The following is a 26,858-nucleotide window of genomic DNA, read 5'->3' on the forward strand; positions in this document are numbered from 1 at the left end:
CTCACGCACCCTCTTGCTGGGCCGCAGCCTCGGCTTCGCCGCCCGCAACCTTGAACTTGCCGGGCTTCGGAGCTTCCTTCGGCAGCGGCTTCTTGACGGCGTCGCGCACGCGAATCCAGCCGCCCTTGGAGCCGGGAACGGCGCCTTCGACGAGGATCAGGCCGCGCTCGACATCGAGCTGAACGACGCGAAGGTTGAGCGTGGTGATGCGGTCGACACCCATGTGGCCGGGCATCTTCTTGTTCTTCCAGGTCTTGCCGGGGTCCTGACGGCCACCGGTCGAACCGATCGAGCGGTGCGAGACCGACACGCCGTGGGTGGCGCGCAGACCGCCGAAGTTCCAGCGCTTCATACCGCCGGCAAAACCCTTACCGACCGAGGTACCGGTGACATCGACGAACTGGCCGACGACAAAGTGGTCGGCCAGGATCTCGGCACCGACGGGGATCATCTGATCCGCGGAGACGCGGAATTCCTCGACCTGCCGCTTCGGCTCGACCTTGGCGACCGCGAACTGGCCGCGCTCCGCCTTGGGCATGTACACGGTCTTGCGGCTGCCAGAACCAAGCTGGAGCGCGACATAACCGTTCTTCTCTTCGGTGCGGTGGCCTAAGACCTGGCAATTGCCGAGCTTCAGCACGGTCACGGGGATATGTTCGCCGGCCTCTGTAAAGACCCGCGTCATCCCGACCTTTTGTGCGATCACTCCGGAGCGCATCGGCGTGCTTCCTGTTCTTTCTGTCCGCTAGGTGCGAACGTGATCCAAAAATCTTAGAGCTTGATCTCGACGTCGACACCGGCGGCCAGGTCGAGCTTCATCAAAGCATCGACGGTCTGCGGGGTCGGATCGACGATGTCGAGCAGGCGCTTGTGGGTGCGCATCTCGAACTGCTCGCGGCTCTTCTTGTCGACGTGCGGCGAACGGTTGACGGTGAACTTCTCGATGCGGGTGGGCAGCGGAATGGGTCCGCGGACCTGCGCACCGGTGCGCTTCGCCGTGTTCACGATCTCGCGGGTCGACGTATCGAGGATACGATGGTCGAACGCCTTGAGACGGATACGTATGTTTTGGCCGTTCATTGCCGTGTCTTTCTTAGTGAGTGGCGAGTAGCGAATAGCGAATGGTTTCTAGTCCACTCGCTACTCGCCATTCCCTATTCGCTTGTTACTCGATGATCGAGGCGACGACGCCGGCACCGACGGTGCGGCCGCCTTCGCGGATCGCGAAGCGCAGATTGTCTTCCATCGCGATCGGCACGATCAGGTGCACTTCCATCGAGATGTTGTCGCCCGGCATCACCATTTCGGTGCCTTCCGGCAGATGCACGACACCGGTCACGTCGGTGGTGCGGAAGTAGAACTGCGGACGGTAGTTGGTGAAGAACGGGGTGTGACGACCGCCCTCTTCCTTGGTCAGGATGTAAGCCTGAGCCTTGAACTTGGTGTGCGGCTTGACCGAACCCGGCTTGCAGAGCACCTGACCGCGCTCGACGTCCTCGCGCTTGGTACCGCGGAGCAGCGCGCCGATGTTGTCGCCGGCCTGGCCCTGGTCGAGCAGCTTGCGGAACATCTCGACGCCCGTGACCGTGGTCTTCTGCGTGGCGCGCAGACCGACGATCTCGATTTCCTCGCCGACCTTGACGATGCCGCGCTCGACACGACCGGTCACGACGGTGCCGCGGCCCGAGATCGAGAACACGTCTTCAACCGGCATCAGGAACGGCAGGTCGATCGGACGCTCCGGCTGCGGAATGTACTCGTCGACGTTCTTCATCAGCTCGAGGATGGCTTCGTGGCCGAGCTTCTTGTCGGAATCTTCGAGAGCGGCGAGCGCCGAGCCCTTGATGATCGGAATCTTGTCGCCCGGGAAGTCGTACTTCGAAAGCAGTTCGCGGACTTCCAGCTCGACGAGCTCGAGCAGTTCCGGATCGTCGACCATGTCGCACTTGTTGAGGAACACGACCAGCGCGGGAACGCCGACCTGGCGGGCGAGCAGGATGTGCTCGCGGGTCTGCGGCATCGGACCGTCAGCGGCCGACACGACCAGGATCGCACCGTCCATCTGGGCGGCGCCGGTGATCATGTTCTTCACGTAGTCGGCGTGGCCGGGGCAGTCGACGTGCGCGTAGTGGCGGTTCTTGGTCTCGTACTCGACGTGCGCCGTCGAGATCGTGATACCGCGCGCCTTCTCTTCCGGCGCCTTGTCGATCTGGTCGTACGCGGTGAACGTCGCGCCGCCGGTTTCGGCGAGAACCTTGGTGATCGCCGCGGTCAACGACGTCTTGCCATGGTCGACGTGACCGATGGTGCCGATGTTGCAGTGCGGCTTGTTACGTTCAAACTTTGCTTTGGCCATTTGACTCTCCGTTCAATCGTCAGTTCAAGACCGACGACAATCAGGCAAACTTCTTCTGGACTTCTGCCGACACGTTGGCCGGCGCTTCTGCGTAGTGGTCGAACTGCATGGTGAAGGTCGCGCGACCCTGGCTCATCGAGCGCAGGTTATTCACGTAACCGAACATGTTCATGAGCGGCACCATCGCGTTGATGACGTTGGCGTTGCCGCGCATGTCCTGACCCTGAATCTGACCGCGCCGGGAATTCAGATCGCCGATGACCGAGCCGGTGTAGTCTTCCGGGGTCACCACTTCGACCTTCATGATCGGCTCGAGCAGGACGGACTTGCCCTTCTGCAAGGCCTCGCGAAATGCAGCACGCGAAGCGATTTCGAAGGCGAGCGCCGACGAGTCGACGTCGTGATACTTACCATCGACCAGCGTCACCTTGACGTCCACCACCGGGAAGCCGGCGACCACGCCCGAACCCATCACGCTGTTGAGGCCCTTTTCGACGCCGGGGATGTATTCCTTCGGCACCGAACCGCCAACGACCTTGGATTCGAACTCATAGCCCTTGCCGGGCTCGTTCGGCTCGACCACGATCGACACTTCAGCGAACTGACCGGTACCGCCGGTCTGCTTCTTGTGTGTGTACTTGACTTCGGCCTTCTTGGTGACGCGCTCCCGGAACGCAACCTGCGGCGCACCGATGTTCGCGTCGACCTTGTAGGTACGACGGAGGATGTCGACCTTGATGTCGAGATGGAGCTCGCCCATGCCCTTGAGGATGGTCTGGCCAGACTCCTGGTCGGTCGACACGCGGAAGGACGGATCCTCCGCGGCGAGCTTCGCCAGCGCCACGCCCAGCTTTTCCTGGTCGGCCTTCGACTTCGGCTCGATCGCGATCTCGATGACCGGCTCGGGGAATTCCATCTTTTCGAGGATCACCTGCTTGTCGGGATCGCACAGCGTGTCACCGGTGCGCGCTTCCTTCAGGCCCGCCAGCGCGACGATGTCGCCGGCATAGGCTTCCTTGATGTCTTCGCGGTTGTTCGCATGCATCAGCAGCATGCGCCCGATGCGCTCCTTCTTCTCGCGCGTCGAGTTCACGACACCGGTGCCGCTCTGCAGGACGCCCGAGTAGATGCGGCAGAAGGTGATGGTGCCGACGAACGGATCGTCCATGATCTTGAACGCGAGCAGCGCGAGCGGCTCCTTGTCGTCGGCCTTGCGCAGGACCTCGTTGCCACGGTCGTCGGTACCCTTGATCGCGGGCACGTCGACCGGCGACGGCAGATAGTCGACGACGGCGTCGAGCAGCGGCTGCACGCCCTTGTTCTTGAAGGCCGAGCCGCACAGCACGGGATAGAACGCACCGGTGAGCACCGCCTTGCGGATCAGCCGCTTCAGCGTCGCCTCGTCCGGCTCGTTGCCGTCGAGGAAGGCGGCCAATGCGTCGTCGTCGAGTTCGACGGCGGCTTCCACCATCTTCTCGCGATATTCCTTGGCCTGCTCGACCATGTCTTCCGGAATGTCGACATAGTCGAACTTCGCACCGAGCGATTCATCGTTCCAGATGATGCCCTGCATCTTCACGAGGTCGACGAGACCCTTGAAGTTGTTCTCGGCACCGATCGGAAGCTGGATCGCGATCGGCTTGGCACCGAGGCGGTCGACGATGTCGGCCAGGCACTTGAAGAAGTCGGCGCCGGTCTTGTCCATCTTGTTGGCGAAGACGATGCGCGGAACCTTGTACTTGTCGCCCTGGCGCCAGACCGTCTCGGTCTGGGGCTCGACGCCTTGGTTCGAGTCGAGCACGCAGACGGCGCCGTCGAGCACGCGCAAGCTGCGCTCAACTTCGATGGTGAAGTCGACGTGACCGGGCGTGTCGATGATGTTCAGACGCTTGCCGGCCCAGAACGCGGTGGTCGCGGCCGAGGTGATCGTGATGCCGCGCTCCTGCTCCTGCTCCATCCAGTCCATCGTCGCGGCACCTTCGTGCACTTCGCCGATCTTATGGCTCTTGCCGGTGTAATAGAGGATGCGCTCGGTGGTCGTCGTCTTGCCGGCATCGATATGCGCCATGATACCGAAGTTGCGGTAATTCTCTATGGCATGAACGCGGGGCATGAGGTGTTCCTTAGATTCCGTGTGTCGCCGTTACCAGCGATAGTGCGAGAAGGCGCGGTTGGCTTCCGCCATCCGGTGCACGTCTTCACGCTTCTTGACGGCGTTCCCGCGATTGTTCGACGCGTCCAGGAGCTCGGCAGAGAGCCGCTCGGTCATCGTCTTCTCGTTGCGGTCGCGCGCAGCCGAGATCAGCCAACGAATGCCCAGCGCCTGACGGCGCACCGAGCGAACTTCGACCGGAACCTGGTAGGTTGCGCCACCGACGCGGCGGGAGCGCACTTCGATCGTCGGCATGACGTTCTCGAGTGCCTGCTCGAACACGCCGAGCGGGCTCTGCTTGGTCTTGCTTTCGATGAGGCCGAACGCACCGTAAACGATGCCTTCGGCGACCGACTTCTTGCCGGCATACATCACCGAGTTCATGAACTTCGTGACGATGATGTTCCCGAACTTCGGATCGGGAAGGACTTCACGCTTTTCAGCAGAATGGCGACGAGACATGGACCTGTTTCCCGCTTACTTCGGACGCTTGGCGCCGTACTTCGAACGACGCTGCTTACGGTTCTTGACGCCCTGGGTATCCAGAACGCCGCGGAGGATGTGGTAGCGCACGCCGGGCAAGTCCTTGACGCGACCGCCGCGGATCATGACCACCGAGTGCTCCTGGAGGTTATGGCCCTCGCCGGGGATGTAGCCGATCACCTCGAAGCCGTTGGTCAGGCGCACCTTGGCGACCTTACGAAGCGCCGAGTTCGGCTTCTTCGGGGTCGTGGTGTAAACGCGCGTGCAAACGCCGCGCTTCTGCGGCGACTGCTGCAGCGCCGGCACCTTCTTGCGCGACTTCTGCACTTCCCGCGGTTGAGCGATCAGCTGGTTGATCGTCGGCATCCTGGCCTTACCCTTTGTGTTCGCGGCCCCTTTCGGGTCCGCTGTCTTGCCGCGGCCCGTCGCCGGGTCCGCAATTCTTTCGAGCTACCCACCCGACGAGGCCGCCTTGCGCGGACAAACCGCACAAAGCGAAATCGCGCCAACCACTCATCACTGAGCGGAAAGCGCTTCGACGCCACAGAGGACCGCGATATTTGAACCGGTCAGCTTGAAGCTGCGGCCCGCGCACCGAGGTCATGCATCCGAATTCGATCTCAAGAGAACAGGCTCAAGAGACCTAAAATCGCACTGGCATTGCCTAGCTATAATCGACAGCGTTTGAGCGGCATTCGTCGAGGTTGGTGCCCGTCTTGGTGACCCCCTGGGGGATCAAACGGGTGGCCCGTTCCGACGCTGGCGATGCTCACCGCCTGTCGTTAAGTGGCCGCTTTCTATAAGTGGGTGTCGGTCAAGTCAAGGCGAAACGACAGTCAGAAGCGCTTCCCGCGCCTGTCGAAATCGCTTCCGGGCCGCCTCGCTGTGCCCTAACCGAGGCGGGAGCGACTGCATGTGCCGCTATCCTAACCTTTATTTATATCCGGGTGAAATATACTTTTATAACCATCGCTAAGGCTTTTTTTCCTGTTGGGGCGTCAATGTGCCGCCTTCGGCAGAGATTGGCGCCATGCGGTACACCGACATTGCCATCATCGGCGGGGGATTGTCCGGCTCGACCGCCGCCGCGATGCTCGGCCGTGCCGGCATTTCGACCGTCCTGATCGATCCGCATGAGAGCTATTCGGCGGACTTCCGAGTCGAAAAAATCAGCGGTCACACCCAAGTCGAACGATTCTTGCGGACTGGAATCGCCGAATCGGTGCTGCGCCGCGCGACTTTCGTAGGTGAGAACTGGATCGCGCGATTCGGCCGCCTCCTCGACAAAGCGCCAAGCCGGCAGTTCAACATCCTTTACGATTCCCTCGTCAACGCCGTCCGTGACGAAATCCCTGCCGGGGTCGAGCGCATCTGCGCCAAGGCCGTCTCGGTCGAGACGAGCGCGGAGCGGCAGAAGGTCACTCTCTCCAACGACGAGATGGTCTCCGCCCGGCTGGTCGTGCTCGCCAACGGTCTCAATGTCGGCCTGCGCCATCAGCTGGGAATCGCGCGAAAAATCGTCAGCGCCTGCCATTCGATTTCGATCGGGTTCGACGTGGTGCCGGCGGGACGGAATGCGTTCGACTTCCCGGCGCTGACCTATTTCTCGGAACGGCCGAGCGACCGCATCCCCTACCTCACGCTGTTTCCGATCGGGACGCGGATGCGCGCCAATCTGTTCGTCTATCGCGGCTTCGACGATCCCTGGCTGGGTGAGATGCGCCGCGCGCCAGCCGAGACGCTGAACGCCGCGCTGCCACGGCTCAAGCGCATCACGGGCCCATTCGACATCCCCGGTGAGTTGAAGATCCGCCCGGTCGATCTCTACGTGAATGATGCAAGCGGCCAGCCCGGCCTCGTGCTGGTGGGCGATGCCTTCGCGACCTCCTGCCCCGCCGCCGGCACCGGCTGCGACAAGGTCTTCACCGACGTCGAGCGGCTCTGCAACGCCTACATCCCGCAGTGGCTGGCCTCCGACGGCATGGGCGCGAGCAAGATCGCCGCCTTCTACGCGGATCCGGTCAAGCGGGCCTGCGATGAATGGTCGGCGGCGAAGGCGTTCGACTTCCGCTCGGTCTCGATTGCGACGAGCCCCTACTGGACGGCGCAGCGCTGGGCACGCTTTATCGCCTGGTCGGTTCAGGGACTATTGCGGCCGCTCGGAGGAGCCGTCCATCTGGAGCCGAACTTCCTCGGTCACTCCTCGTCGTCGTCCTCATCATCCTCGTCGAGGTCGTCTTCATCCTCGTCGCCATCGTCGCTGTCGTCATCGACGTGAGCCGCCGCGGCATGCGGCTGGTGAGTCTGATCGTTCCACAGCTTGCGGTAGGTGCCGTTCTTGGCAAGCAGCTCGGCATGCGAGCCGCGCTCGATCGCCCTGCCTCCTGAAATCACGATGATCTCATCCATCTCGACCACCGAGGACAGGCGGTGGGTCGACCAGATCATGGTGCGGCCCTTGGCGACCTTCAGCAGCGTGCGGTTGATCGCGGCTTCCGTGGTCTGGTCGAGTGCCGAGGTGGCTTCGTCCAGCAGCAGCACGGAGGGGTTGCGGATGACCGCGCGGGCGATCGCGATGCGCTGGCGCTGGCCGCCCGACAAGGTATCGCCGCGCTCGCCCACCGGCGTGTCGTATCGCTGCGGCAGGCTCATGATGTAGCGGTGGATCTCGGCCTTCTTGGCCGCCTCCACCACCTCCTCGTCGCTCGCGCCCTCCTTGCCGAGCCGGATGTTCTCGCGGATCGACATGTTGAACAGCATGTTCTCCTGGAACACCACGGCCATGCTCCGGCGCAGCGAATCCAGCGTCACCTTGCGGACGTCGACGCCGTCGATGGTGACGCGCCCCTCGTCCGGCACGTAGAGCCGCAGGATCAAATTGAGCAGCGTGCTCTTGCCGGAGCCCGAGGGGCCGACGATGGCGATGCGCTTGCCGACATTGAGCTTGAGGCTGAGATTGTCCAGCACCGGCGTCTGGCTGCCTTCGTACTGGAACGTCACGTGGTCGAAGGTGATGTCGTTGGTGATGCGCGGCAGGTCGGGCGCGCCAGGGCGATCGGCGCTGCGCGTGGGCTCGTCGAGCAGCTCCTGCATGTGGCGGATTGCGGCTGCCGCGGAGATCGACACGGGAATGAAATGCATTACATGGGCGATATTGTAGGACACCTCCCAGAACGCGCTTTCGAAAGTGACGAAGGTGCCGATGGTGATCTGCCCCTTGGTCGCCAGATACGCGCCGATCGCGAGCACGACGAGATGCAAGAGCAGCACCGAGATGGTGACCGTTCGCTCCACCATGGTCGACAGGAACGCCGCCGAAGCCATCCTGTTTCGCGTCTCGTCGTTGCGAAAGGTGAAGAAGCCGAACATCCTGCGTTGCAGGCTGAACGCCTTGATCACGGCCTGGGCCGCCACGTTTTCCTGGACCATGCCGAGCAGCGCGGACTCATTGAGCTTCTGCTCGTAATTCGCCTGCACGGCCTTCGGCGTGAGCATGCGCGGACCGATCAGCGTGATCGGAAACACGAGCAGCGCAACCGCCGCGAGTTGCCAGTTCAGGAACACCATCAGGATGATGCCGGCGATCAACTCCAGAAATGGCAGTGCCGCGCTGTTGGCAAAGGTCTTGACCGAGCCCTCGAAGGCCGCGAGGTCGACGGAAAAGCGCGACAGGATCTCGCCGCGCTTGGTGCGGCCGAAATAGGCCGCCGGCAGGTCCTGGACGTGCTCGAACAGCCGTTTGCGGACGTCGGAGATGATGCAGGCGGCAAGCCTCGCATCCCAGCGCTCGTACCAGACCGCGACGATCGAGGTGAAGATGCCGGCGACCGCGAGCACGCCGAGGATCTTGTACAGCGCCTGGAAATCCTCCTCGCCGAGCGCGTCGTCGATCAGGAACTTCAGGCTGAGCGGCATGATGACGTTGAACAACGTCTCGACGAAGACGCCGAACGCCACGAATGACAGCATCCGCTTGTAGTTCGTCAGGAATGGTTTGACGAAACCCAGGATGGTCGCGAGCGCACCGGCGGCTTCGCGCGCGGTAAAGACGACGAGATCCTCGTCCTCATCGTCGTCATCGAGCTCCAGCTCGTCATCCTCCTCGTCGGTATCTTCGTCCTCGTCTCCTTCGAGGTCCGGCTTGGCCGTGGAAGCGAGCTTGTCGTCGAGCCCGGCCGCGTCTTCCGCGGCGAGCTTCGGGTCGTTGGGCGAGAGAGGCTTGGACGCCATGAAACCAACCGATGCTGACGGCCGGCATGACCGCAGAGAAAGCAGGAAATAGCGACAACCGCTATTGCATCGATTCTATGCGATCAAGATGAATTCGGCAAAACAATTGGCGAAGGGCGCCCGCTTCAAGCGGCTAGTCGTCTTCCTCTTCGTCGTCCTCGACCTTATCGAAAAAGGAATAGCGCAAGGAGTCGGCGTCGGCGTACCACTGGCCCGGACCCTTGTTGGCGGCGAGCGTCGCCTCCCAGAGCGCGTCGGTGCAGTCCTTGCGGTGCATCGACAGGTCGAAGCCGTTGCCGAAGAACAGTTCGGACCATTCCCACCAGGTGCCGAGCTTCTTGACCCCGCGCAAGAGATCGTAGCGGTCGATCACCGCTGAAGCCATGTCCGAGGTGATCGAGCCGAACACGAGACCGGTCTTGACCACGCGATTGAACTCGCGGATCGCACGGACCACCTGTTTCGGGGAAACATGGCAGAGGCTGGTCTCGAACACGAAGTCGAACGCGCCGTCCTTGAACGGCATATCGGTGATCGAGCCGAGCTTGTTGTACTTCTTGAGCGCCTTCGGCGTCTTGGCGTGGATGGCACGGTTGTTCTCGATGCCGAAGGCGTCGATGCCGCGATCGCGCAGCGCACCGACCAGCTCGCCGCTGGCCGAACCCGCGACCAGTAGCTTCGCGCCCTTGGCCTTGCCCCAGACGATGCCGATCAGCTTGGCGAGGTAATCGGGATCGGTGAAGTGACGCCACGCCTCGCTATAGGGGCCGAGGCCGCGGTAGTTCGCGAAATAGTCACGGTCGATCTTGTCGGAAACCGGCTTGTCGTCCTGCGCGCGCTCGCGGCGCAGGCGCATCATCTCGGTCAGGATGATGTCGGTCGCGGCGTCGGACGAATCGAGCAGACCATTCAGCGTCGAGTCGAACAGATAGTCGCCGACCACCACGATGCCCGGATGCTCCTTCGGTTCGGGCCGGTGATTGGTCATGACGTCGCGGACGGGCAGACCGCCCGGAATCGCGTTCACCGACGACAGCCAGCGGTGGATCTTGCCTTCCTTGAAATGCGCGCGGGCATCGCCGAGCGAGGCCGGCAGCGATTTCAGCGCGGCTTCGATCAGCTCCTGGTCCGACAGATTGGCGAAGGCCAGGGCATCGGAGCCGGGAATCAGCCAGTTCAAGACGCCGTGCTTGCCGACGTCGTGGCGTGCGCCCTCGTTATAGACACAGCAGCCGCCGAAGGCCTCCGACATGAACCAGGCGCCGGAAATCTTCTCGCCCCAGAACGGCGTGTCGAACAGGATCGAGACGCGCAGATAGTGCGCGGGACGGTCGAAGTAGGAGACGTGCTTGACCATCGACTTGCGGAGCTGCTCGCCCTCCCAGCCGACGGTGGAAAGCCAGGAATGCGGCAGGCACATCAGCACGAGATCGAAGTCCCGCGTCTCGGGTCCCTTGCCGTTCATCATCTTGAGCTGGTAGCGGCCGGTCGGCGCCTTGCCCACGGTGAGCACGCGGTGATTGAGCTGGATGTCGGCGTTGACCTCCGACTGGAGGCATTCGATCAGCTGCTCGTTGCCGTTCTGGATGGAATAGAGGCCGATATAGCCTTCGACATCCATCAGATAGTTCTTGAGCGCGTTGAGGCCGTTGGTGTTGTGGCTCTCGGTGGCGAGGTCGGAGCGCGCCATCACCTTGAAAAAACGCTTTGCCGTTTCGTCCTCGACCTCCTCGTCGAGCACCTGCTCGGCGGTCTTGTAGGCCCAGGGGTTCTCGTTGTCGTGGGCGCCGACGCCCTCGTAATATTCGATCGGCGACATCGCCTCTGCGCAACGCTCGCGGAACGCCTCGATCGCGGCCGCGGTCTTAGCGCCGTATTTGCGACGCATGCCGGCCACGTCGTCGAGGAGCTCGCCGCCGAACTGCACCTGTTCGGCGTCCATCGGAATCGTCTGAAGTCCGAAATGCTGGATCAGCTCGCGCAGCGGATCGGGCCCGGTCATCGAGTAGTCGTAGATCTCGGCGACGCCGGCCTCGTACATCGCGGGCGCCGAATCGAATTTGCGCGTGACGATCTTGCCGCCCAATCGGTCAGACGCCTCGTAGATAGTGATGCGGCAAAGGTCGCCGAGCTTACGCTTCAGGTACCAAGCACTCATCAGCCCGCCGGGGCCGCCGCCTACGATTGCGAGATCAAGCATGTCAGATCCGTGGTCTCCGGCCCTGCCCCCGTCACGGGACCCACCGGTCTAAACTCCCCTAGCAGAAGCGCTTTTGCGGCTGAAGGAAAGATGAACAAAGGTTGATCCTGCACCGCAACAGGCAAACAAAGCAGCAAAAAGGCCGGCTTACGCCGGCCTTTTCATTGTCCTCGGTATTCCTACGGATGATCGATCATTCCGCGGGCGGGAGCGCAGGAAGCTCAGCTTCCGGCGCGGGCGACACGACGGCCGCCTGCTTCTCGCGCTCGTCGAGGATCATCTTGTCGCGCTTCACGGCGACTTCCCGGATCTTGGCCATGGAGGCGCCGGTGCCCGCCGGGATCAGCCGGCCGACGATGACGTTCTCCTTGAGGCCTTCGAGCGGATCGACCTTGCCGTTGACCGCCGCTTCCGTGAGGACGCGGGTGGTCTCCTGGAATGAGGCCGCCGAGAAGAAGGAGCGGGTCTGGAGGCTCGCCTTGGTGATGCCGAGCAGAACCGGCGTCCCAGTAGCGATCTTCTTGCCCTCTTCCTTGGCCTTCTCGTTGATCTGGTCGAACTCGATCTTGTCGATCTGCTCGCCCGAGATCATGTCCGTGTCGCCCTGGTCGGTGACTTCCACCTTCTGGAGCATCTGACGGACGATCACCTCGATGTGCTTGTCGTTGATGAGCACGCCCTGGAGCCGGTAGACCTCCTGGATCTCGTTGACCAGATAGGCCGCGAGCTCCTCGATGCCCTTGACCGCCAGAATGTCGTGCGGCGCCGGATTGCCTTCCACGATGAAGTCGCCCTTTTCGACGACGTCGCCGTCCTGAAGGTGGATGTGCTTGCCCTTCGGGATCAGGTACTCGCGTGCCTCCTCGGTCTTGTCCATCGGCTCAATCGAGATGCGACGCTTGTTCTTGTAGTCGCGCCCGAACCGGATGGTGCCCGCGATCTCGGCGATGATCGCCGCATCCTTCGGACGCCGAGCCTCGAACAGTTCCGCCACCCGCGGCAGACCGCCGGTGATGTCACGCGTCTTGGCGCTTTCGGTCGAGACACGGGCGAGGATGTCGCCCGCCTGGACCTTGGCTCCGATATCGACCGACAGAATGCCGTCGACCGACAACATGTAGCGAGCATCGCCGCCACGAGCGAGCTTGAGCACCTTGCCGTCCTTGCCCTTGATCACGATGGCCGGACGCAGGTCCCCGCCGCCGCGCATCGAGCGCCAGTCGATGACCACGCGCTTGGCGATACCGGTGGCTTCGTCCAGCGTTTCCGAGATCGACTGTCCTTCGACCAGATCCTCGAAGCCGATGGTGCCCTCCACCTCGGTGAGAAGCGGACGGGTGTAGGGATCCCACTCGACGATACGCTGGCCGCGCTTGACGGTGTCGCCTTCGTCGACGTGCAGGCGCGAACCGTACTGAATACGGTGCGTCGCACGCTCGGTGCCGTCGGCATCGACGATCGCGATCACCATGTTGCGGACCATCGCGACAAGGTGGCCTTCGCTGTTGCGGGCGATGGCCTTGTTCCTGATCGCGATCTTGCCGTCGAAGTTGGATTCGACGAACGACTGCTCGTTGAGCTGCGCCGCACCACCGATGTGGAAGGTGCGCATGGTCAGCTGGGTGCCCGGCTCTCCGATCGACTGCGCCGCAATGACGCCGACGGCTTCACCGTGGTTGACCGGCGTGCCGCGGGCGAGGTCGCGGCCGTAGCACATGCCGCAGATGCCGTTGACGAGTTCGCAGGTCAGAGCCGAACGGATCTTCACCTCCTGCACGCCACCCTGATGGATGGCGTCCAGATGGCTCTCCTCCATCAGCGTACCGCGCTTGATGATCACCTTGCCCGAGCTGTCACGCACGTCTTCGCAGGCCGTGCGGCCCAGGATGCGCGAGCCGAGCGAGGCGACCACGGTGCCGGCATCGACGATGGCGCGCATCTTGATGCCGAGCTTGGTGCCGCAGTCGTTCTGCGTGATGATGCAGTCCTGCGCCACGTCGACGAGACGACGGGTCAGGTAGCCCGAGTTCGCGGTCTTCAACGCGGTGTCCGCGAGGCCCTTGCGGGCGCCGTGGGTCGAGTTGAAGTACTCGAGCACCGAGAGGCCTTCCTTGAAGTTCGAGATGATCGGCGTCTCGATGATCTCACCCGACGGCTTGGCCATCAGGCCGCGCATGCCGGCGAGCTGGCGCATCTGGGCCGGCGAACCGCGGGCACCGGAGTGAGCCATCATGTAGATCGAGTTGATGTCGGCGTCGGCTCCACTCGCCGTCTTCTTGGTGGAGGAGATCTCCTTCATCATCGCCTTGGCGATTTCTTCCGTGGCCTTCGACCAGGCGTCGACGACCTTGTTGTACTTCTCACCATGGGTGATCAGGCCGTCGTTGTACTGCTGCTCGAAATCCTTCGCCAGCGTACGGGTGGTGTCGACGATCTTCCACTTGGAGTGCGGCACGACCATATCGTCCTTGCCGAACGAAATACCGGCCTTGAACGCGTTGTAGAAGCCGAGCGCCATGATGCGGTCGCAGAAGATCACCGTCTCCTTCTGGCCGCAGTGACGGTAGACCTGGTCGATGACGCCGGAGATCTCGCGCTTGGTCATCAGCTTGTTGATGATCTCGAACGGAACCCGCGGATTCTTCGGCAGCAAATTGCCCAGCATGACGCGGCCAGCAGTGGTCTCGATCCAGCGCTTGGTGATCTTGCCGGTCTCGTCGATGCCTTCCCACCGATACTTGATCTTGGTGTGGAGGTGGATGACCTTCGCGTGCAGCGCGTGCTCGAGCTCTGCCATCTCGCCGAAGATCTTGCCCTCGCCGGGCAGGCCTTCGCGCATGATGGAGACGTAGTAGAGACCGAGCACGATGTCCTGCGACGGCACGATGATCGGCTGGCCGTTCGCCGGATGCAGGATGTTGTTGGTCGACATCATCAGGACGCGCGCTTCCAGCTGCGCTTCGAGCGACAGCGGAACGTGCACGGCCATCTGGTCGCCGTCGAAGTCGGCGTTGAACGCGGCGCAGACCAGCGGGTGGAGCTGGATCGCCTTGCCTTCGATCAGCACGGGCTCGAACGCCTGGATGCCGAGGCGATGCAGCGTCGGTGCGCGGTTGAGCAGCACCGGATGCTCGCGGATGACCTCGTCCAGGATGTCCCAGACCTCGGGCCGCTCCTTCTCGACCAGCTTCTTCGCCTGCTTCACCGTGGTGGACAGGCCCTTGGCGTCAAGCCGCGAATAGATGAACGGCTTGAACAGCTCGAGCGCCATCTTCTTCGGCAGGCCGCACTGATGCAGGCGCAGTTCGGGACCGACCACGATCACCGAACGGCCCGAATAGTCGACGCGCTTGCCGAGCAGGTTCTGACGGAAGCGGCCCTGCTTGCCCTTGAGCATGTCGGCGAGCGACTTCAGCGGGCGCTTGTTGGCACCGGTGATGACGCGGCCGCGGCGGCCGTTGTCGAACAGCGCATCGACCGCTTCCTGAAGCATGCGCTTCTCGTTGCGGATGATGATGTCAGGCGCGCGCAGCTCCATCAGCCGCTTCAAGCGGTTGTTGCGGTTGATGACGCGGCGGTAGAGGTCGTTGAGGTCCGAGGTCGCGAAGCGGCCGCCGTCCAGCGGCACCAGCGGACGCAGGTCCGGCGGAATCACCGGGACCACGGTCATGATCATCCATTCCGGCTTGTTGCCGGAGTGGCGGAACGCTTCGACGATCTTCAGGCGCTTGGCGAGCTTCTTGTGCTTGATGTCGGAGTCGGTCTCCTGCATCTCCGCGCGCAAGGACAATTCGAGCTTCTCGAGGTCCATGCCCTTGAGCAGCTCGCGGATCGCCTCCGCGCCGATCATGGCGGTGAAGGAATCCTGGCCGTATTCGTCCTGCGCCTTCAGATATTCGTCTTCCGACAGCAGCTGACGGTCCTTGAGCGCGGTGAGGCCCGGCTCGAGCACGACGTAATATTCGAAGTAGAGGATCCGCTCGAGATCCTTCAGCGTCATGTCCAGCAGAAGGCCGATGCGCGAGGGCAGCGACTTCAGGAACCAGATGTGGGCGACGGGGGCTGCCAGCTCGATATGGCCCATGCGCTCGCGCCGGACGCGCGACAGCGTGACCTCGACCGAGCACTTCTCGCAGATGATGCCCTTGTACTTCATGCGCTTGTACTTGCCGCACAAGCACTCGTAATCCTTGATCGGCCCGAAGATGCGGGCGCAGAACAGGCCGTCGCGCTCGGGCTTGAAGGTGCGGTAGTTGATGGTCTCCGGCTTCTTGATCTCGCCGTAGGACCAGGACAGAATCTTCTCTGGAGACGCGATCGAAATCCGGATCTGGTCGAAGACCTGAGCCGGCGTCGTCGGGTTAAAGAGATTCATAATTTCTTGGTTCATCGTCTTCTCCTCGCGTACCGGTCGCCTCCGGCAGCAAATTCGAAAATCACTCGAGCGGGGCGCCCTGCCCTCAAGGCCTCGGGAGGGGCGCCAATGCCCGGCCGTGAAGGCCGGGCATGAAAGGTCGTATTACTCGGCCGCTTCCGCCGTCCCCGGCCCGACCTTGGAATTGTGCAAGTCGACATTGAGGCCGAGCGAACGCATTTCCTTGACCAGCACGTTGAACGATTCCGGAATACCGGCCTCGAACGTGTCGTCGCCGCGCACGATCGCCTCGTACACCTTGGTGCGGCCGGCGACGTCGTCCGACTTCACCGTCAGCATCTCCTGGAGCGTGTACGCCGCGCCGTAAGCCTCGAGCGCCCACACTTCCATTTCGCCGAAGCGCTGGCCGCCGAACTGCGCCTTGCCGCCCAGCGGCTGCTGGGTGACGAGCGAGTACGGACCGATCGAACGCGCGTGGATCTTGTCGTCCACGAGATGGTGCAGCTTGAGCATGTAGATGTAGCCCACTGTCACCTTGCGATCGAAGGCATCGCCGGTGCGGCCGTCATAGACGGTCGACTGACCCGAAGCGTCGAGACCGGCAAGCTTCAGCATCTCCTCGATGTCGGCTTCCTTGGCCCCGTCGAACACCGGCGTCGCGATCGGCACGCCGCGGCTCAGATTGTGGCCGAGCTCGATCAACTCGTTGTCGTTGAGCGACTTGATCGTCTCGTCCTCGCCGTAGACCTTCTTCAAGGTTTCCTTCAGCGGCCTGATGTCCTGCTTCGACAGATAGGCATCGACCGTCTGGCCGATACGCTTGCCGAGGCCGGCGCAGGCCCAGCCGAGATGGGTCTCGAGGATCTGTCCGACGTTCATGCGCGAGGGCACGCCGAGCGGATTGAGCACGATGTCGGCGTGCGTACCGTCTTCGAGGAACGGCATGTCCTCGATCGGCACGATCTTCGACACCACGCCCTTGTTGCCGTGGCGGCCGGCCATCTTGTCGCCGGGCTGGATCTTGCGCTTCACCGCGACGAAGACCTTGACCATCTTCATCACGCCGGGCGGCAATTCGTCGCCGCGCTGAAGCTTCTCGACCTTATCGAGGAAGCGCTGTTCCAGCCCCTTCTTCGACTCGTCGTACTGCTTCCGCATGGCCTCGATCTCGGCCATCAGCTTGTCGTTCGGCGAAGCGAACAGCCACCACTGCGACTTCGGGTACTCCTCGAGCACCGCACGGGTGATCTTGGTGTCCTTCTTGAAGCCCTTCGGACCGGCAATGCCCTGTCGTCCCTCGAGCAGCTCGGCAAGACGGTTGTAGACGTTGCGGTCCAGGATCGCCTGCTCGTCGTCGCGGTCCTTGGCCAGACGCTCGATCTCCTCCCGCTCGATCGCCAGCGCACGCTCGTCCTTGTCGACGCCGTGACGGTTGAACACGCGGACTTCCACGATCGTGCCCTGCACGCCCGGGGGAACGCGCAGCGAGGTGTCGCGAACGTCGGAGGCCTTCTCGCCGAAGATGGCGCGCAGAAGCTTTTCTTCCGGCGTCATCGGGCTTTCGCCCTTCGGCGTGATCTTGCCGACCAGGATGTCGCCGGCGCGCACTTCCGCACCGATGTAGACGATACCGGCTTCGTCGAGGTTCTTCAGCGCTTCTTCCGAGACGTTCGGAATGTCGCGGGTGATTTCCTCGGGCCCGAGCTTGGTGTCGCGGGCCATCACCTCGAACTCCTCGATGTGGATCGAGGTGAACACGTCTTCCTTCACGATCCGCTCGGAGAGCAGGATCGAGTCTTCGAAGTTGTAGCCGTTCCACGGCATGAACGCGACGAGCACGTTGCGCCCCAGAGCGAGCTCACCGAGATCGGTCGACGGACCGTCGGCGATGATGTCGCCCTTCTTGACGATGTCGCCGACCTTCACCAGCGGACGCTGGTTGATGCAGGTCGACTGGTTGGAGCGCTGGTACTTCATCAGCCGGTAGATATCGACGCCCGACTTGGTCGGATCGAGATCTTCGGTGGCGCGGATGACGACGCGGGTGGCGTCGATCTGGTCGATCACGCCCGAACGGCGCGCCGCGATCGCGGCACCCGAGTCACGCGCAACCACACCTTCCATGCCGGTGCCGACGAACGGCGCCTCGGCGCGAACCAGCGGCACCGCCTGGCGCTGCATGTTCGAGCCCATCAGCGCGCGGTTGGCGTCGTCGTTCTCGAGGAACGGGATCAGCGCCGCGGCAACCGAAACGAGCTGCTTCGGTGACACGTCCATGTAATCCACCTTGTCCGGGGTCACCGGCAAGACTTCGCCGGCGTGACGGCAGACCACGAGATCTTCGGTGAAGCGGCCCTTCGGGTCGAGCGGCACGTTGGCCTGCGCGACCGTGTAGCGGCCCTCTTCCATCGCCGAGAGGTACACGACCTCGTCGGTGACGCGGCCGTCCTTGACCTTGCGGTAAGGTGTCTCGACGAAGCCGTACTTGTTCACGCGCGCGAAGGTCGCGAGCGAGTTGATCAGGCCGATGTTCGGACCTTCCGGCGTCTCGATCGGGCAGATGCGGCCGTAATGCGTGGGATGCACGTCGCGCACCTCGAAGCCGGCGCGCTCGCGGGTCAGACCGCCCGGTCCAAGCGCCGAGAGGCGGCGCTTGTGGGTGATCTCCGACAGCGGGTTGGTCTGGTCCATGAACTGCGAGAGCTGCGAGGAGCCGAAGAACTCGCGCACGGCGGCAGCCGCCGGCTTGGCGTTGATCAGGTCCTGCGGCATGACCGTGTCGATGTCGACCGAGGACATGCGCTCCTTGATCGCGCGCTCCATGCGCAGGAGGCCGATGCGGTACTGGTTCTCCATGAGCTCGCCGACCGAGCGCACACGGCGGTTGCCGAGATGGTCGATGTCGTCGATCTCGCCCTTGCCGTCGCGCAAATCCACCAGCGTCTTGATGACGGAGAGGATGTCTTCCTTGCGCAGCGTGCGCTGGGTGTCGGGCGCATCGAGGTCGAGGCGCATGTTCATCTTGACGCGGCCGACCGCGGAGAGGTCGTAGCGCTCGGCGTCGAAGAACAGCGACTGGAACATCGCCTGCGCCGAATCCAGCGTCGGCGGCTCGCCCGGACGCATCACGCGGTAGATGTCGAACAGCGCGTCTTCACGCGTCATGTTCTTGTCGGCCGAGAGCGTGTTGCGGATGTAGGCGCCGACATTGACGTGGTCGATGTCGAGCAGCGGCAGGTCCTTGTAGCCGTGCTCGTTGAGGGCCTTCATCGACTTGTCGGTGATCTCCTCACCGGCTTCCGCGTGGATTTCGCCGGTCTTGGGGTTGACGAGGTCCTCGGCGATGTAGTTGCCGACGAGTTCCGCATCCGACAGGCGCAGCGCCTTCAGCCCCTTCTCCTGCATCTGACGCGCACCGCGAACGGTGAGCTTCTTGCCGGCCTCGAGCACGACCTTGCCGGTGTCGGCGTCGATCAAATCGTTGATGGTCGAGTAGCCGCGGAAACGGTTGGCGTCGAACGGAACGCGCCAACCTTCCTTGGTCCGCTTGTAGAGGATCTTCTTGTAGAACGTGCTGAGGATCGCCTCGCCGTCGAGGCCGAGCGCGAACATCAGCGACGTTACGGGAAGCTTGCGGCGACGGTCGATACGCGCATAGACGATGTCCTTGGCATCAAACTCGATGTCGAGCCAGGAGCCGCGATACGGGATGACGCGGGCGGCGAACAGCAGCTTGCCCGACGAATGGGTCTTGCCCTTGTCGTGGTCGAAGAACACGCCGGGCGAACGGTGCATCTGCGAGACGATGACGCGCTCAGTGCCGTTGACGATGAAGGTGCCGTTCATCGTCATGAGCGGGATATCGCCCATATAGACGTCCTGCTCCTTGATGTCCTTGACCGACTTCGCGCCGGTTTCCTCGTCGATATCGAACACGATGAGGCGCAGCGTCACCTTGAGGGGGGCGGCGAAAGTCATGCCGCGCTGGCGGCACTCGTCGACGTCGTATTTCGGCGGCTCGAACTCGTAGCGGACGAATTCCAGCATCGAGGTGCCCGAGAAATCGGAGATCGGGAACACCGAGCGGAACACCGCCTGCAAGCCCTCATCGGACCGCCCGCCCTGGGGTTCGTCGACCATCAGGAACTGGTCATAGGACGCCTTCTGAACCTCGATGAGGTTCGGCATCTCGGCAACTTCCTTGATGTGTCCGAAGAACTTGCGAACGCGTTTGCGACCGGTGAATGTCTGCTGCGCCATCGTGGCCTCTCATTTCGGCACCCTCTCCGGGCGCACCATCCGGGACTCGGCTGCCGCCGCTCCCCGGGTTGAATTTTTCGAGTTCGCTTTGGGGACCGGAAGTCCAGTTTCAGGCCGTCATGTCCTGAATCCGTTCTTCAGACCTTCAAAACGCAAAACGACGCGCGGGGCGCATGGGCACGCCCGCCCGTCACAACCATCCTCTTCACGGACTGCAAAAGCCCGAAATAGCCTGCTCTCCCAACGGCTTACAGGGAAATCGCGCATCCCTGCCCACCGCGCTTTCGTGCTGTCGACCCGATATGGGGCAACAGTAGTGCAGATTCGAGGGGTAAACCCTCCAATCCCCACACTTTTTCGTGTTCGGCCTGCGTCGGAAGGTTCCGTCGCACGCCTTTTGCATCTGGCCCACCCTCGCTGTGAGTGGACCGAGATCCCGGTTTCGCTGATGCGCACCGGGATCTCACGCCAGCAAGCGTTGCTTACTTGAGCTCGACCTTGGCGCCAGCCTTCTCGAGCTGGGCCTTGAGCTTCTCGGCCTCGTCCTTGTTCACGCCTTCCTTGACAGGCTTCGGCGCGCCCTCGACGAGGTCCTTTGCTTCCTTCAGGCCCAGGCCGGTGATGGCGCGGACTTCCTTGATGACCTCGATCTTCTTGTCGCCGGCGGCGGCAAGAACGACCGTGAACTCGGTCTTCTCTTCGGCCGGAGCGGCGGCAGCGCCACCACCAGCCGGGCCGGCGACGGCGACGGCCGCGGCAGCCGAAACGCCCCACTTCTCTTCGAGGAGCTTCGCGAGTTCGGCAGCTTCGAGCACGGTGAGGCTCGAGAGGTCGTCAACGATCTTCTGCAAGTCAGCCATTGTTCAGTTTCCTTGAATGTAAGTCTGGTTCGGGTTTGAGTTTTGCGAAGGGCGTCAGGCCGCTTCGCCCTTTGAGGCATAAGCCTGGATGACGCGCGCGAGCTTGCCCGCGGGCGCGTTGGCGAGCTGAGCGATCTTGGTCGCCGGGGCCACAAGCAGGCCGACGATCTTGGCGCGCAGTTCGTCAAGCGACGGCAGCGAGGCAAGTGCCTTCACGCCGTCGACATTCAGGACGGTCGTTCCCATCGAGCCGCCAATGATGACGAACTTTTCATTCGCCTTGGCAAATTCGACGGCGACCTTTGGCGCCGCTACCGGATCGTCCGAAGTGGCGATCACGGTCGGTCCCTTCAACATGGAACCGATGGCAACGACGTCAGTGCCTTCAAGAGCAATTTTGGCGAGACGGTTCTTCGAGACCTTCACGGAGGCACCAGCCTGCTTCATCTGCATGCGCAGCTTCTGCATCTGGGCAACGGTCAGGCCGGAATATTGGGCAACGATCGCGACGCTCGTGGCCTTGAAGACCCCATTGAGCTGTTCGACCGCTTCCTTTTTTGCCGCTCGTTCCACAGCAAGCTCTTTCCGGTTGGCGGTCATCGCAAAAAGCGGGACCGCCGGGTTGCACCCATCGCCCCACCCAAAACCTGAACCTCGGGGTCAAAACCCTTCGGACACGCGCCGGGCGAGACGACAATTCAAAGCCTGCCCTCCGGGAGCCCGCTAGAGCCCACGGCGTGTCGAGGTCCGAACCAAACCCATTCCGCGACCGACCCTAAGGCGGCACGAAGTGAAATCCGGTCTTCACCCGTCTATGCAGGCCATGCGATTAAGCCGTTGAGAAATCGAAATTCCCCGCGGGCGCCTGCAGTCTTGGACAGGACAAGGTCAGCCGGCGAACCGCCCGACCTCTGCCCGCATTCCTCCAACAGACGGGTTTTCCTTCCTTTTCCGGCAATCCTCACGGACGTCCTGAAAGGGAATGATCTCCTGTCTTGTCGGGTTTTCTGAATGCGTGCACGAACGCGCCAGCCGAGGCCGGCACGTCCGGAGGCGGTTCTTTAACCGCTCGGGGCCTGCTTGCCAAGAGCAAAATTCACACCAGTTCCAATCCGTTGCGGTGAGGGCGTGACCCGGCCCGACAAGGACCGATTCAGGCCGATTTGACCCCGTAGGGCAGCGGCTTGCCCGCGAAGAACGACGTCAGATTGTCCAGCACACAGTTCTGCATGGCGACGTGCGATTCGAGGGTATGGCCGCCGATATGGGGGGCGAACACCACATTGGGGAGCGCCGTCAGCGCGTCGGGGGCGTGCGGCTCCTTCTCGAAGACGTCGAGGCCAGCGCCGGCGATGGCCTTGTCGGTCAGCGCCGCGACCAGGGCCTTCTCGTCAATCACCGAGCCCCGCGAAATGTTGACGACATAGCCGTCCGCGCCGAGGCGCTTGAGGATATCGGCATTGACCGCGTGCTGGGTCTCGGCCCCTGCCCGGACCGCGATCATCAGCACGCTGCACCAGTCGGCGAGCGCCTCAAGCGACGGGAAATATTGATAGGGCGGAATGTCGTATCTGGTGCGGCTGAAATAGCCGACCTCCGCCTCAAAAGCCGCGCAGCGCGCGGCAATCTTGCGGCCGATCTCGCCCATCCCGTAGACGCCGATGCGGCGGCCGGGCATGCCGGCCTGCGGACGCATCATCGGCGATTGCTTTGAAGCCGCCCAGTCGCCGCTGCGGACATATTGGTCGGCGATCAGGATCCGCCGCGTCGTCGCCAGCATCAGGGTCATCGCGATGTCGGCGACCGAGGCCGCATTGGCGCCGGGGCTGTGGCCGACCGCGATGTTGCGGCTGGCTGCCGCCTTCAGGTCGACGCCGTCATAGCCGGTGCCGTAGCAGACGACGGCGCCGAGCTTCGGAAAGAGGTCCATGGCTTCCGCATCGAGGGGCGAGCCGCCCGCAGTCAGCATGGCGCGGACGCCGCCGAGCTCCTCGGCCGAAAACACCTCCCGCGGCGGCTTACCGCCAGTGTCGAGCAGTTCGAACCGTTCAGCGAAGCGCGCCATCATCGTCTTGGGAAAACGCGAGTAGATCAGGACCTTGTCAGTCATTGTTCTTGTTTCCAGTGAACGCCGCCACAAACGACGAGGGGCGGAATCGGTTGCCCAATTCCGCCCCTCGCCTCATGCAAATTCCAACCTCAGCCGAGAATGGTGCCCGGCTCGACCTTCACGCCGGGACCCATCGTCGAGGACACCGCAACGCGCTGGATGTAGGTGCCCTTGGAACCAGCGGGCTTCGCCTTCGAGACAGCATCGGCCAAGGCCTTGATGTTCTCGACCAGCTTCTCCTCGGTGAACGAGGCCTTGCCGACGCCGGCCTGCAGGATGCCGGCCTTCTCGACACGGAACTCGACCGAGCCGCCCTTGGCACCCTTCACCGCGCCGGTGACGTCCATGGTCACAGTGCCGATCTTCGGGTTCGGCATCAGGCCGCGCGGGCCGAGCACCTTACCAAGACGGCCGACTAGCGGCATCATGTCGGGGGTCGCAATACAACGGTCGAAATCGATCGTTCCGTTCTGCACCTTCTCGACCAGGTCTTCGGCGCCGACGACGTCGGCACCTGCAGCCTTGGCCTCGTCGGCCTTGGCACCGCGGGCGAACACGCCGACGCGGAGCGTACGGCCGGTGCCATTCGGCAGGGTCACGACGCCACGGACCATCTGGTCGGCGTGACGGGGATCGACGCCGAGATTGATCGCGACCTCGATGGTCTCGTCGAACTTCGCCTTCGCGCGTTCCTTGACCATCTTGATGGCGTCCGCGAGCGGGTAAAGCTTTTCGCGATCAACGCCTTCGCGGGCTTTGTTCAAACGCTTTCCGATTGCCATGAGCCCTTACCCCGCCACTTCCAGACCCATCGAACGGGCAGAGCCCTCGACCATCTTCATGGCCGATTCGATCGAATCGCAATTGAGATCCTTCATCTTCTTCTCGGCGATCTCGCGCACCTGCGCCTTGGTCACCGCGCCGGCCTTGTCACGGCCCGGCGCCTTCGAGCCGGACTGGATCTTCGCAGCCTGCTTGAGGAAGAAGGACATCGGGGGCGTCTTCATCTCGAACGTGAACGAACGATCGGCATAGATCGTGATCACGACGGGAATCGGGGTGTTCTTCTCTTCCTTCTGGGTCTGGGCGTTGAACGCCTTGCAGAACTCCATGATGTTGAGACCGCGCTGACCAAGCGCGGGACCGATCGGGGGCGAAGGATTCGCCGCACCGGCCGGGACCTGAAGCTTCAGGTATCCGGTCACTTTCTTTGCCATGTATCACTCCTGTTGTGCCGGCAGCGCCGGCGGTTTCAGGTTCCGTGGTTGGGATCGAGCGCGGCTGGCGACCGCCCTCTTCCTCCCACGGCCTCTTGTCGCGTGAGACCTGAGGCCTCACGCTCGTCCGGTCAGACCTTCTCGACCTGACCGAATTCCAGTTCGACCGGCGTGGCGCGGCCGAAGATCGACACCGCGACCTTCACGCGCGAACGCGCCTCGTCGATTTCCTCGACCACACCCGAGAACGAGGCGAACGGGCCGTCGGCCACGCGCACGTTCTCGCCGATCTCGAACGACACCGACGCCTTCGGCCGCTCCACGCCCTCCTGCACCTGGTGCAGGATGCGCATGGCCTCGGCTTCCGAGATCGGCATCGGCTTGTTCTCGGCGCCGAGGAATCCGGTCACTTTCGGCGTGTTCTTGATCAGATGAAACGCCTCGTCGGTCAGCTTCATCTTCACCAGCACGTAGCCCGGGAAGAACTTGCGCTCGGCGTCGATCTTGCGGCCGCGGCGCACTTCCGTGACCTTCTCGGTCGGAACCAGCACCAGCTCGAACAGCTCCTCGAGCCCGCGCTGCTTGGCCTGCTCGCGGATCGATTCGGCGACCTTCTTCTCGAAGTTCGAATAAGCGTGGACGATGTACCAGCGCTTGTCGGACGATTGGGTTGCAGCGGCTGCTGTTGCCATCAGTGAATGCCCAGAAGGAAGGTAATGAGGTAGCGGATGACCTGGTCGGCGGCGAAGAAGAAGATCGAGGCCACGGCGACCATGACGAACACCATGATGGTGGTGATGGTGGTCTCGCGGCGGGTCGGCCAGGTGACCTTGGCGGTCTCCGAGCGTACTTCCTGCAAGAACTTGAACGGGCTGACTGCCATCGTTTGATGTCCAACGTCCGTCGACAGACGCGAATGAATTTCAGGGATCCGAACAGCCGCCGTTGGCCCAGCCCTCTGTCTCGAAGGATGAGCCGGAAACCGGACTCGATTGTTCGGGGATTTCAAAGCCGCGCCGGATATCCGCGTTTAACGGGCCGGCAGCGAGTGCCGGGTATCTACTGCGGATGGGGCCAAAGGTCAAGATAGAGCGGGTTCGCGCGGGCAACCCGGCCTCCCCGGGCGACAGAGCAGAGCCTCGGTCGATCAAGGGCTTATACGCCGCTGCAAAGCGCGGTCCCAGGGCTTCAGCCGGATTCCTGCGAAACGATACCAACCGGGGCGCCCCCTCGCCTGCGCCCCCTTCAGCGACCTCGCCCGGTCAGTCGGCCCGCTCGACCATCGAAATGCCCGGCAACGGCACAACGAATTTTCCGCCCTCGGCGAAATAGCGGGCATGCTTGGCCCGGATCGGGTCCACGTAGCGCCAGGCGAAGACGACGACGAACGCCGGCTTGCGCTCGTAAAGGGCGGCCGGCGGCAGGATCGGAATGTCGTAGCCCGGGCCGGCCATCACGTTCCCCTTCTTGAGGTCGTCGTCCACCAGGAAGTCGATCTTGTTCTCCAGGCCGAACTGCGGCAGCAGGGTCGTGGTGCCGACAGAGACGCCGTAGCCGGCCACGAGTTGACCGCGCGCATGGGCGGCATCGGCCATCGCGACCAACTCGTCGCGGATGGCGGCGATCCTCTTCGCATAGGGCGCATAGTAGGCCGACTGGTCCACGCCGAGCCGGTCCTCCTCGGCGATGAAGCGCGCGACCTCCGCTGACGGCTTCTTCGCGCCGCCGGCACGCTGCACTGTCACGCGAATCGAGCCGCCTTTGGTCTCGATGTGCTGGACGTCGATCACTTCCATGCCGAGGCGCGCGAAGAAGCGCGTCAGCGGCTTGATGTTAAAATACGACAGATGCTCGTGATAGACGGTGTCGAGAAGGTTCTTCTCGGTGACGTCGACGCCGTACTGCGTTTCGAAAACGAACAGCCCGTCCGGCGCAAGCACGTCGCGAACCCCGATCACCAGCGGATCGAGATTGTCGACATTGGCGATCATGTTGTTGGCGATCACGACGCTGGCCGCACCATGGCTTTGCAGGATGCGGTGACCGATGGCATCGGTGAAGAAATCGCCGATGGTCTCGATTCCCGCTGCCGTCGCACGCCGGGCGATGTCGACCGCGGGATCGACACCCAGCACCCGCATGCCGCGCTCTTTGAAGAAGCCGAGCAGCGATCCGTCATTGCTGCCGAGCTCGACGACCAGCGAGCCCGGCGCGATTCCGAATCGGCTGACGACGTCGTTGGCATAGCCTGCGAAATGCTCCCGCAGGCCGAGCGAGAGCGAGGTGGTGTAGACGTAGTTTCGGTACTGGATCTCCGGATTGCCGACATGGAGAATCTGCAGGTGGCCGCAATCTGCACACAGGTGCAGCGCCATCGGCACCGCGGCCCGAAAGACGGGATCGTCGACGCTGGCGTCCGGTACCTGGAAATTTGGCGTGCCGATGGGCATGCCTGCCATCGGGACGACCAGCTCTTGCTTGTCCGAATGACAAAGGCGGCAGGTTTGGCGGACGTAGAACAGGTTTTTCATCGTGGAACCGGAAAACGGAGAGATGCGGGCGGGTGAGGCAATCTCACCCCGTGAAGATCAGATCGACGGCAATGGTCAAGAGAG

19 protein-coding genes are annotated in these 26,858 nt (G+C 62.8%); 1 reads left to right on the top strand and 18 read right to left on the bottom strand.

Annotated features, from left to right (window positions below):
• Position 1: 1 nt before the first annotated feature.
• From rplC to rpsL, 6 genes are all read right to left on the bottom strand, one after another.
• A complete protein-coding gene (rplC, locus tag IVB31_RS18695; protein ID WP_247324983.1) occupies positions 2-718 on the bottom strand; it encodes a 50S ribosomal protein L3 in 717 nt (238 codons plus the stop codon).
• 53 nt (positions 719-771) lie between these two features.
• Positions 772-1,080, bottom strand: coding sequence for a 30S ribosomal protein S10 (gene rpsJ / locus IVB31_RS18700; RefSeq protein ID WP_002712302.1), 309 nt, complete (start codon positions 1,078-1,080; stop codon positions 772-774).
• An 85-nt stretch (positions 1,081-1,165) separates the two neighbouring features.
• The gene (gene tuf / locus IVB31_RS18705; protein WP_247324985.1) at positions 1,166-2,356 is read right to left on the bottom strand and encodes an elongation factor Tu; all 1,191 of its coding nucleotides are present in this window, start codon (positions 2,354-2,356) and stop codon (positions 1,166-1,168) included.
• A gap of 40 nt (positions 2,357-2,396) precedes the next feature.
• Positions 2,397-4,469, bottom strand: coding sequence for an elongation factor G (fusA, locus tag IVB31_RS18710; protein ID WP_247324987.1), 2,073 nt, complete (start codon positions 4,467-4,469; stop codon positions 2,397-2,399).
• Positions 4,470-4,499: 30 nt separating this feature from the next.
• Positions 4,500-4,970, bottom strand: coding sequence for a 30S ribosomal protein S7 (gene rpsG / locus IVB31_RS18715; protein WP_247324988.1), 471 nt, complete (start codon positions 4,968-4,970; stop codon positions 4,500-4,502).
• A 15-nt stretch (positions 4,971-4,985) separates the two neighbouring features.
• Positions 4,986-5,357, bottom strand: a complete 372-nt coding sequence (rpsL, locus tag IVB31_RS18720; RefSeq protein ID WP_007603006.1) for a 30S ribosomal protein S12 — start codon at positions 5,355-5,357, stop codon at positions 4,986-4,988.
• Positions 5,358-6,021: 664 nt separating this feature from the next.
• Between rpsL and IVB31_RS18725 the strand changes: the two genes are divergently transcribed.
• Entirely contained in the window at positions 6,022-7,269 is a 1,248-nt protein-coding gene (locus IVB31_RS18725; protein ID WP_247324989.1) for an NAD(P)/FAD-dependent oxidoreductase, read from the top strand.
• Here IVB31_RS18725 and IVB31_RS18730 read toward each other — a convergent pair.
• The 12 genes from IVB31_RS18730 to IVB31_RS18785 all read right to left on the bottom strand — a co-directional run bounded on the left by IVB31_RS18730 (position 7,188) and on the right by IVB31_RS18785 (position 26,774).
• A complete protein-coding gene (locus IVB31_RS18730) occupies positions 7,188-9,221 on the bottom strand; it encodes an ABC transporter ATP-binding protein (protein WP_247324990.1) in 2,034 nt (677 codons plus the stop codon). The two genes, IVB31_RS18725 and IVB31_RS18730, sit on opposite strands and share 82 nt — an antisense overlap.
• A gap of 133 nt (positions 9,222-9,354) precedes the next feature.
• Positions 9,355-11,421 (bottom strand): FAD-dependent oxidoreductase, encoded by a 2,067-nt coding sequence (locus IVB31_RS18735; protein ID WP_247324991.1) that lies wholly within the window; start codon positions 11,419-11,421, stop codon positions 9,355-9,357.
• Positions 11,422-11,614: 193 nt separating this feature from the next.
• Positions 11,615-15,811 (bottom strand): DNA-directed RNA polymerase subunit beta', encoded by a 4,197-nt coding sequence (gene rpoC / locus IVB31_RS18740; protein ID WP_247324992.1) that lies wholly within the window; start codon positions 15,809-15,811, stop codon positions 11,615-11,617.
• A 129-nt stretch (positions 15,812-15,940) separates the two neighbouring features.
• On the bottom strand, positions 15,941-20,056 hold the full coding sequence (gene rpoB, locus IVB31_RS18745; protein ID WP_247324995.1) for a DNA-directed RNA polymerase subunit beta: 4,116 nt from the start codon (positions 20,054-20,056) through the stop codon (positions 15,941-15,943).
• 482 nt (positions 20,057-20,538) lie between these two features.
• Positions 20,539-20,916, bottom strand: a complete 378-nt coding sequence (rplL, locus tag IVB31_RS18750; RefSeq protein WP_007602994.1) for a 50S ribosomal protein L7/L12 — start codon at positions 20,914-20,916, stop codon at positions 20,539-20,541.
• Between the two features lie 54 nt (positions 20,917-20,970).
• Complete coding sequence (gene rplJ / locus IVB31_RS18755; protein WP_247324996.1) at positions 20,971-21,489, bottom strand: 50S ribosomal protein L10; 519 nt, start codon at positions 21,487-21,489, stop codon at positions 20,971-20,973.
• Positions 21,490-22,069: 580 nt separating this feature from the next.
• Positions 22,070-23,026, bottom strand: coding sequence for a 2-hydroxyacid dehydrogenase (locus IVB31_RS18760; protein ID WP_247324997.1), 957 nt, complete (start codon positions 23,024-23,026; stop codon positions 22,070-22,072).
• A gap of 89 nt (positions 23,027-23,115) precedes the next feature.
• Positions 23,116-23,808, bottom strand: a complete 693-nt coding sequence (gene rplA, locus IVB31_RS18765; protein ID WP_151649641.1) for a 50S ribosomal protein L1 — start codon at positions 23,806-23,808, stop codon at positions 23,116-23,118.
• A 6-nt stretch (positions 23,809-23,814) separates the two neighbouring features.
• The gene (rplK, locus tag IVB31_RS18770; protein WP_007602986.1) at positions 23,815-24,243 is read right to left on the bottom strand and encodes a 50S ribosomal protein L11; all 429 of its coding nucleotides are present in this window, start codon (positions 24,241-24,243) and stop codon (positions 23,815-23,817) included.
• 131 nt (positions 24,244-24,374) lie between these two features.
• Positions 24,375-24,935, bottom strand: coding sequence for a transcription termination/antitermination protein NusG (nusG, locus tag IVB31_RS18775; RefSeq protein WP_014494486.1), 561 nt, complete (start codon positions 24,933-24,935; stop codon positions 24,375-24,377).
• Positions 24,935-25,126, bottom strand: coding sequence for a preprotein translocase subunit SecE (gene secE / locus IVB31_RS18780; protein WP_045008229.1), 192 nt, complete (start codon positions 25,124-25,126; stop codon positions 24,935-24,937). Before secE ends, nusG begins: the two co-directional genes overlap by 1 nt.
• A gap of 379 nt (positions 25,127-25,505) precedes the next feature.
• The gene (locus IVB31_RS18785; RefSeq protein WP_256464328.1) at positions 25,506-26,774 is read right to left on the bottom strand and encodes a class I SAM-dependent methyltransferase; all 1,269 of its coding nucleotides are present in this window, start codon (positions 26,772-26,774) and stop codon (positions 25,506-25,508) included.
• Positions 26,775-26,858 lie beyond the last annotated feature (84 nt).

This window comes from Bradyrhizobium sp. 21 (assembly GCF_023073335.1).
Lineage (GTDB): Bacteria > Pseudomonadota > Alphaproteobacteria > Rhizobiales > Xanthobacteraceae > Bradyrhizobium.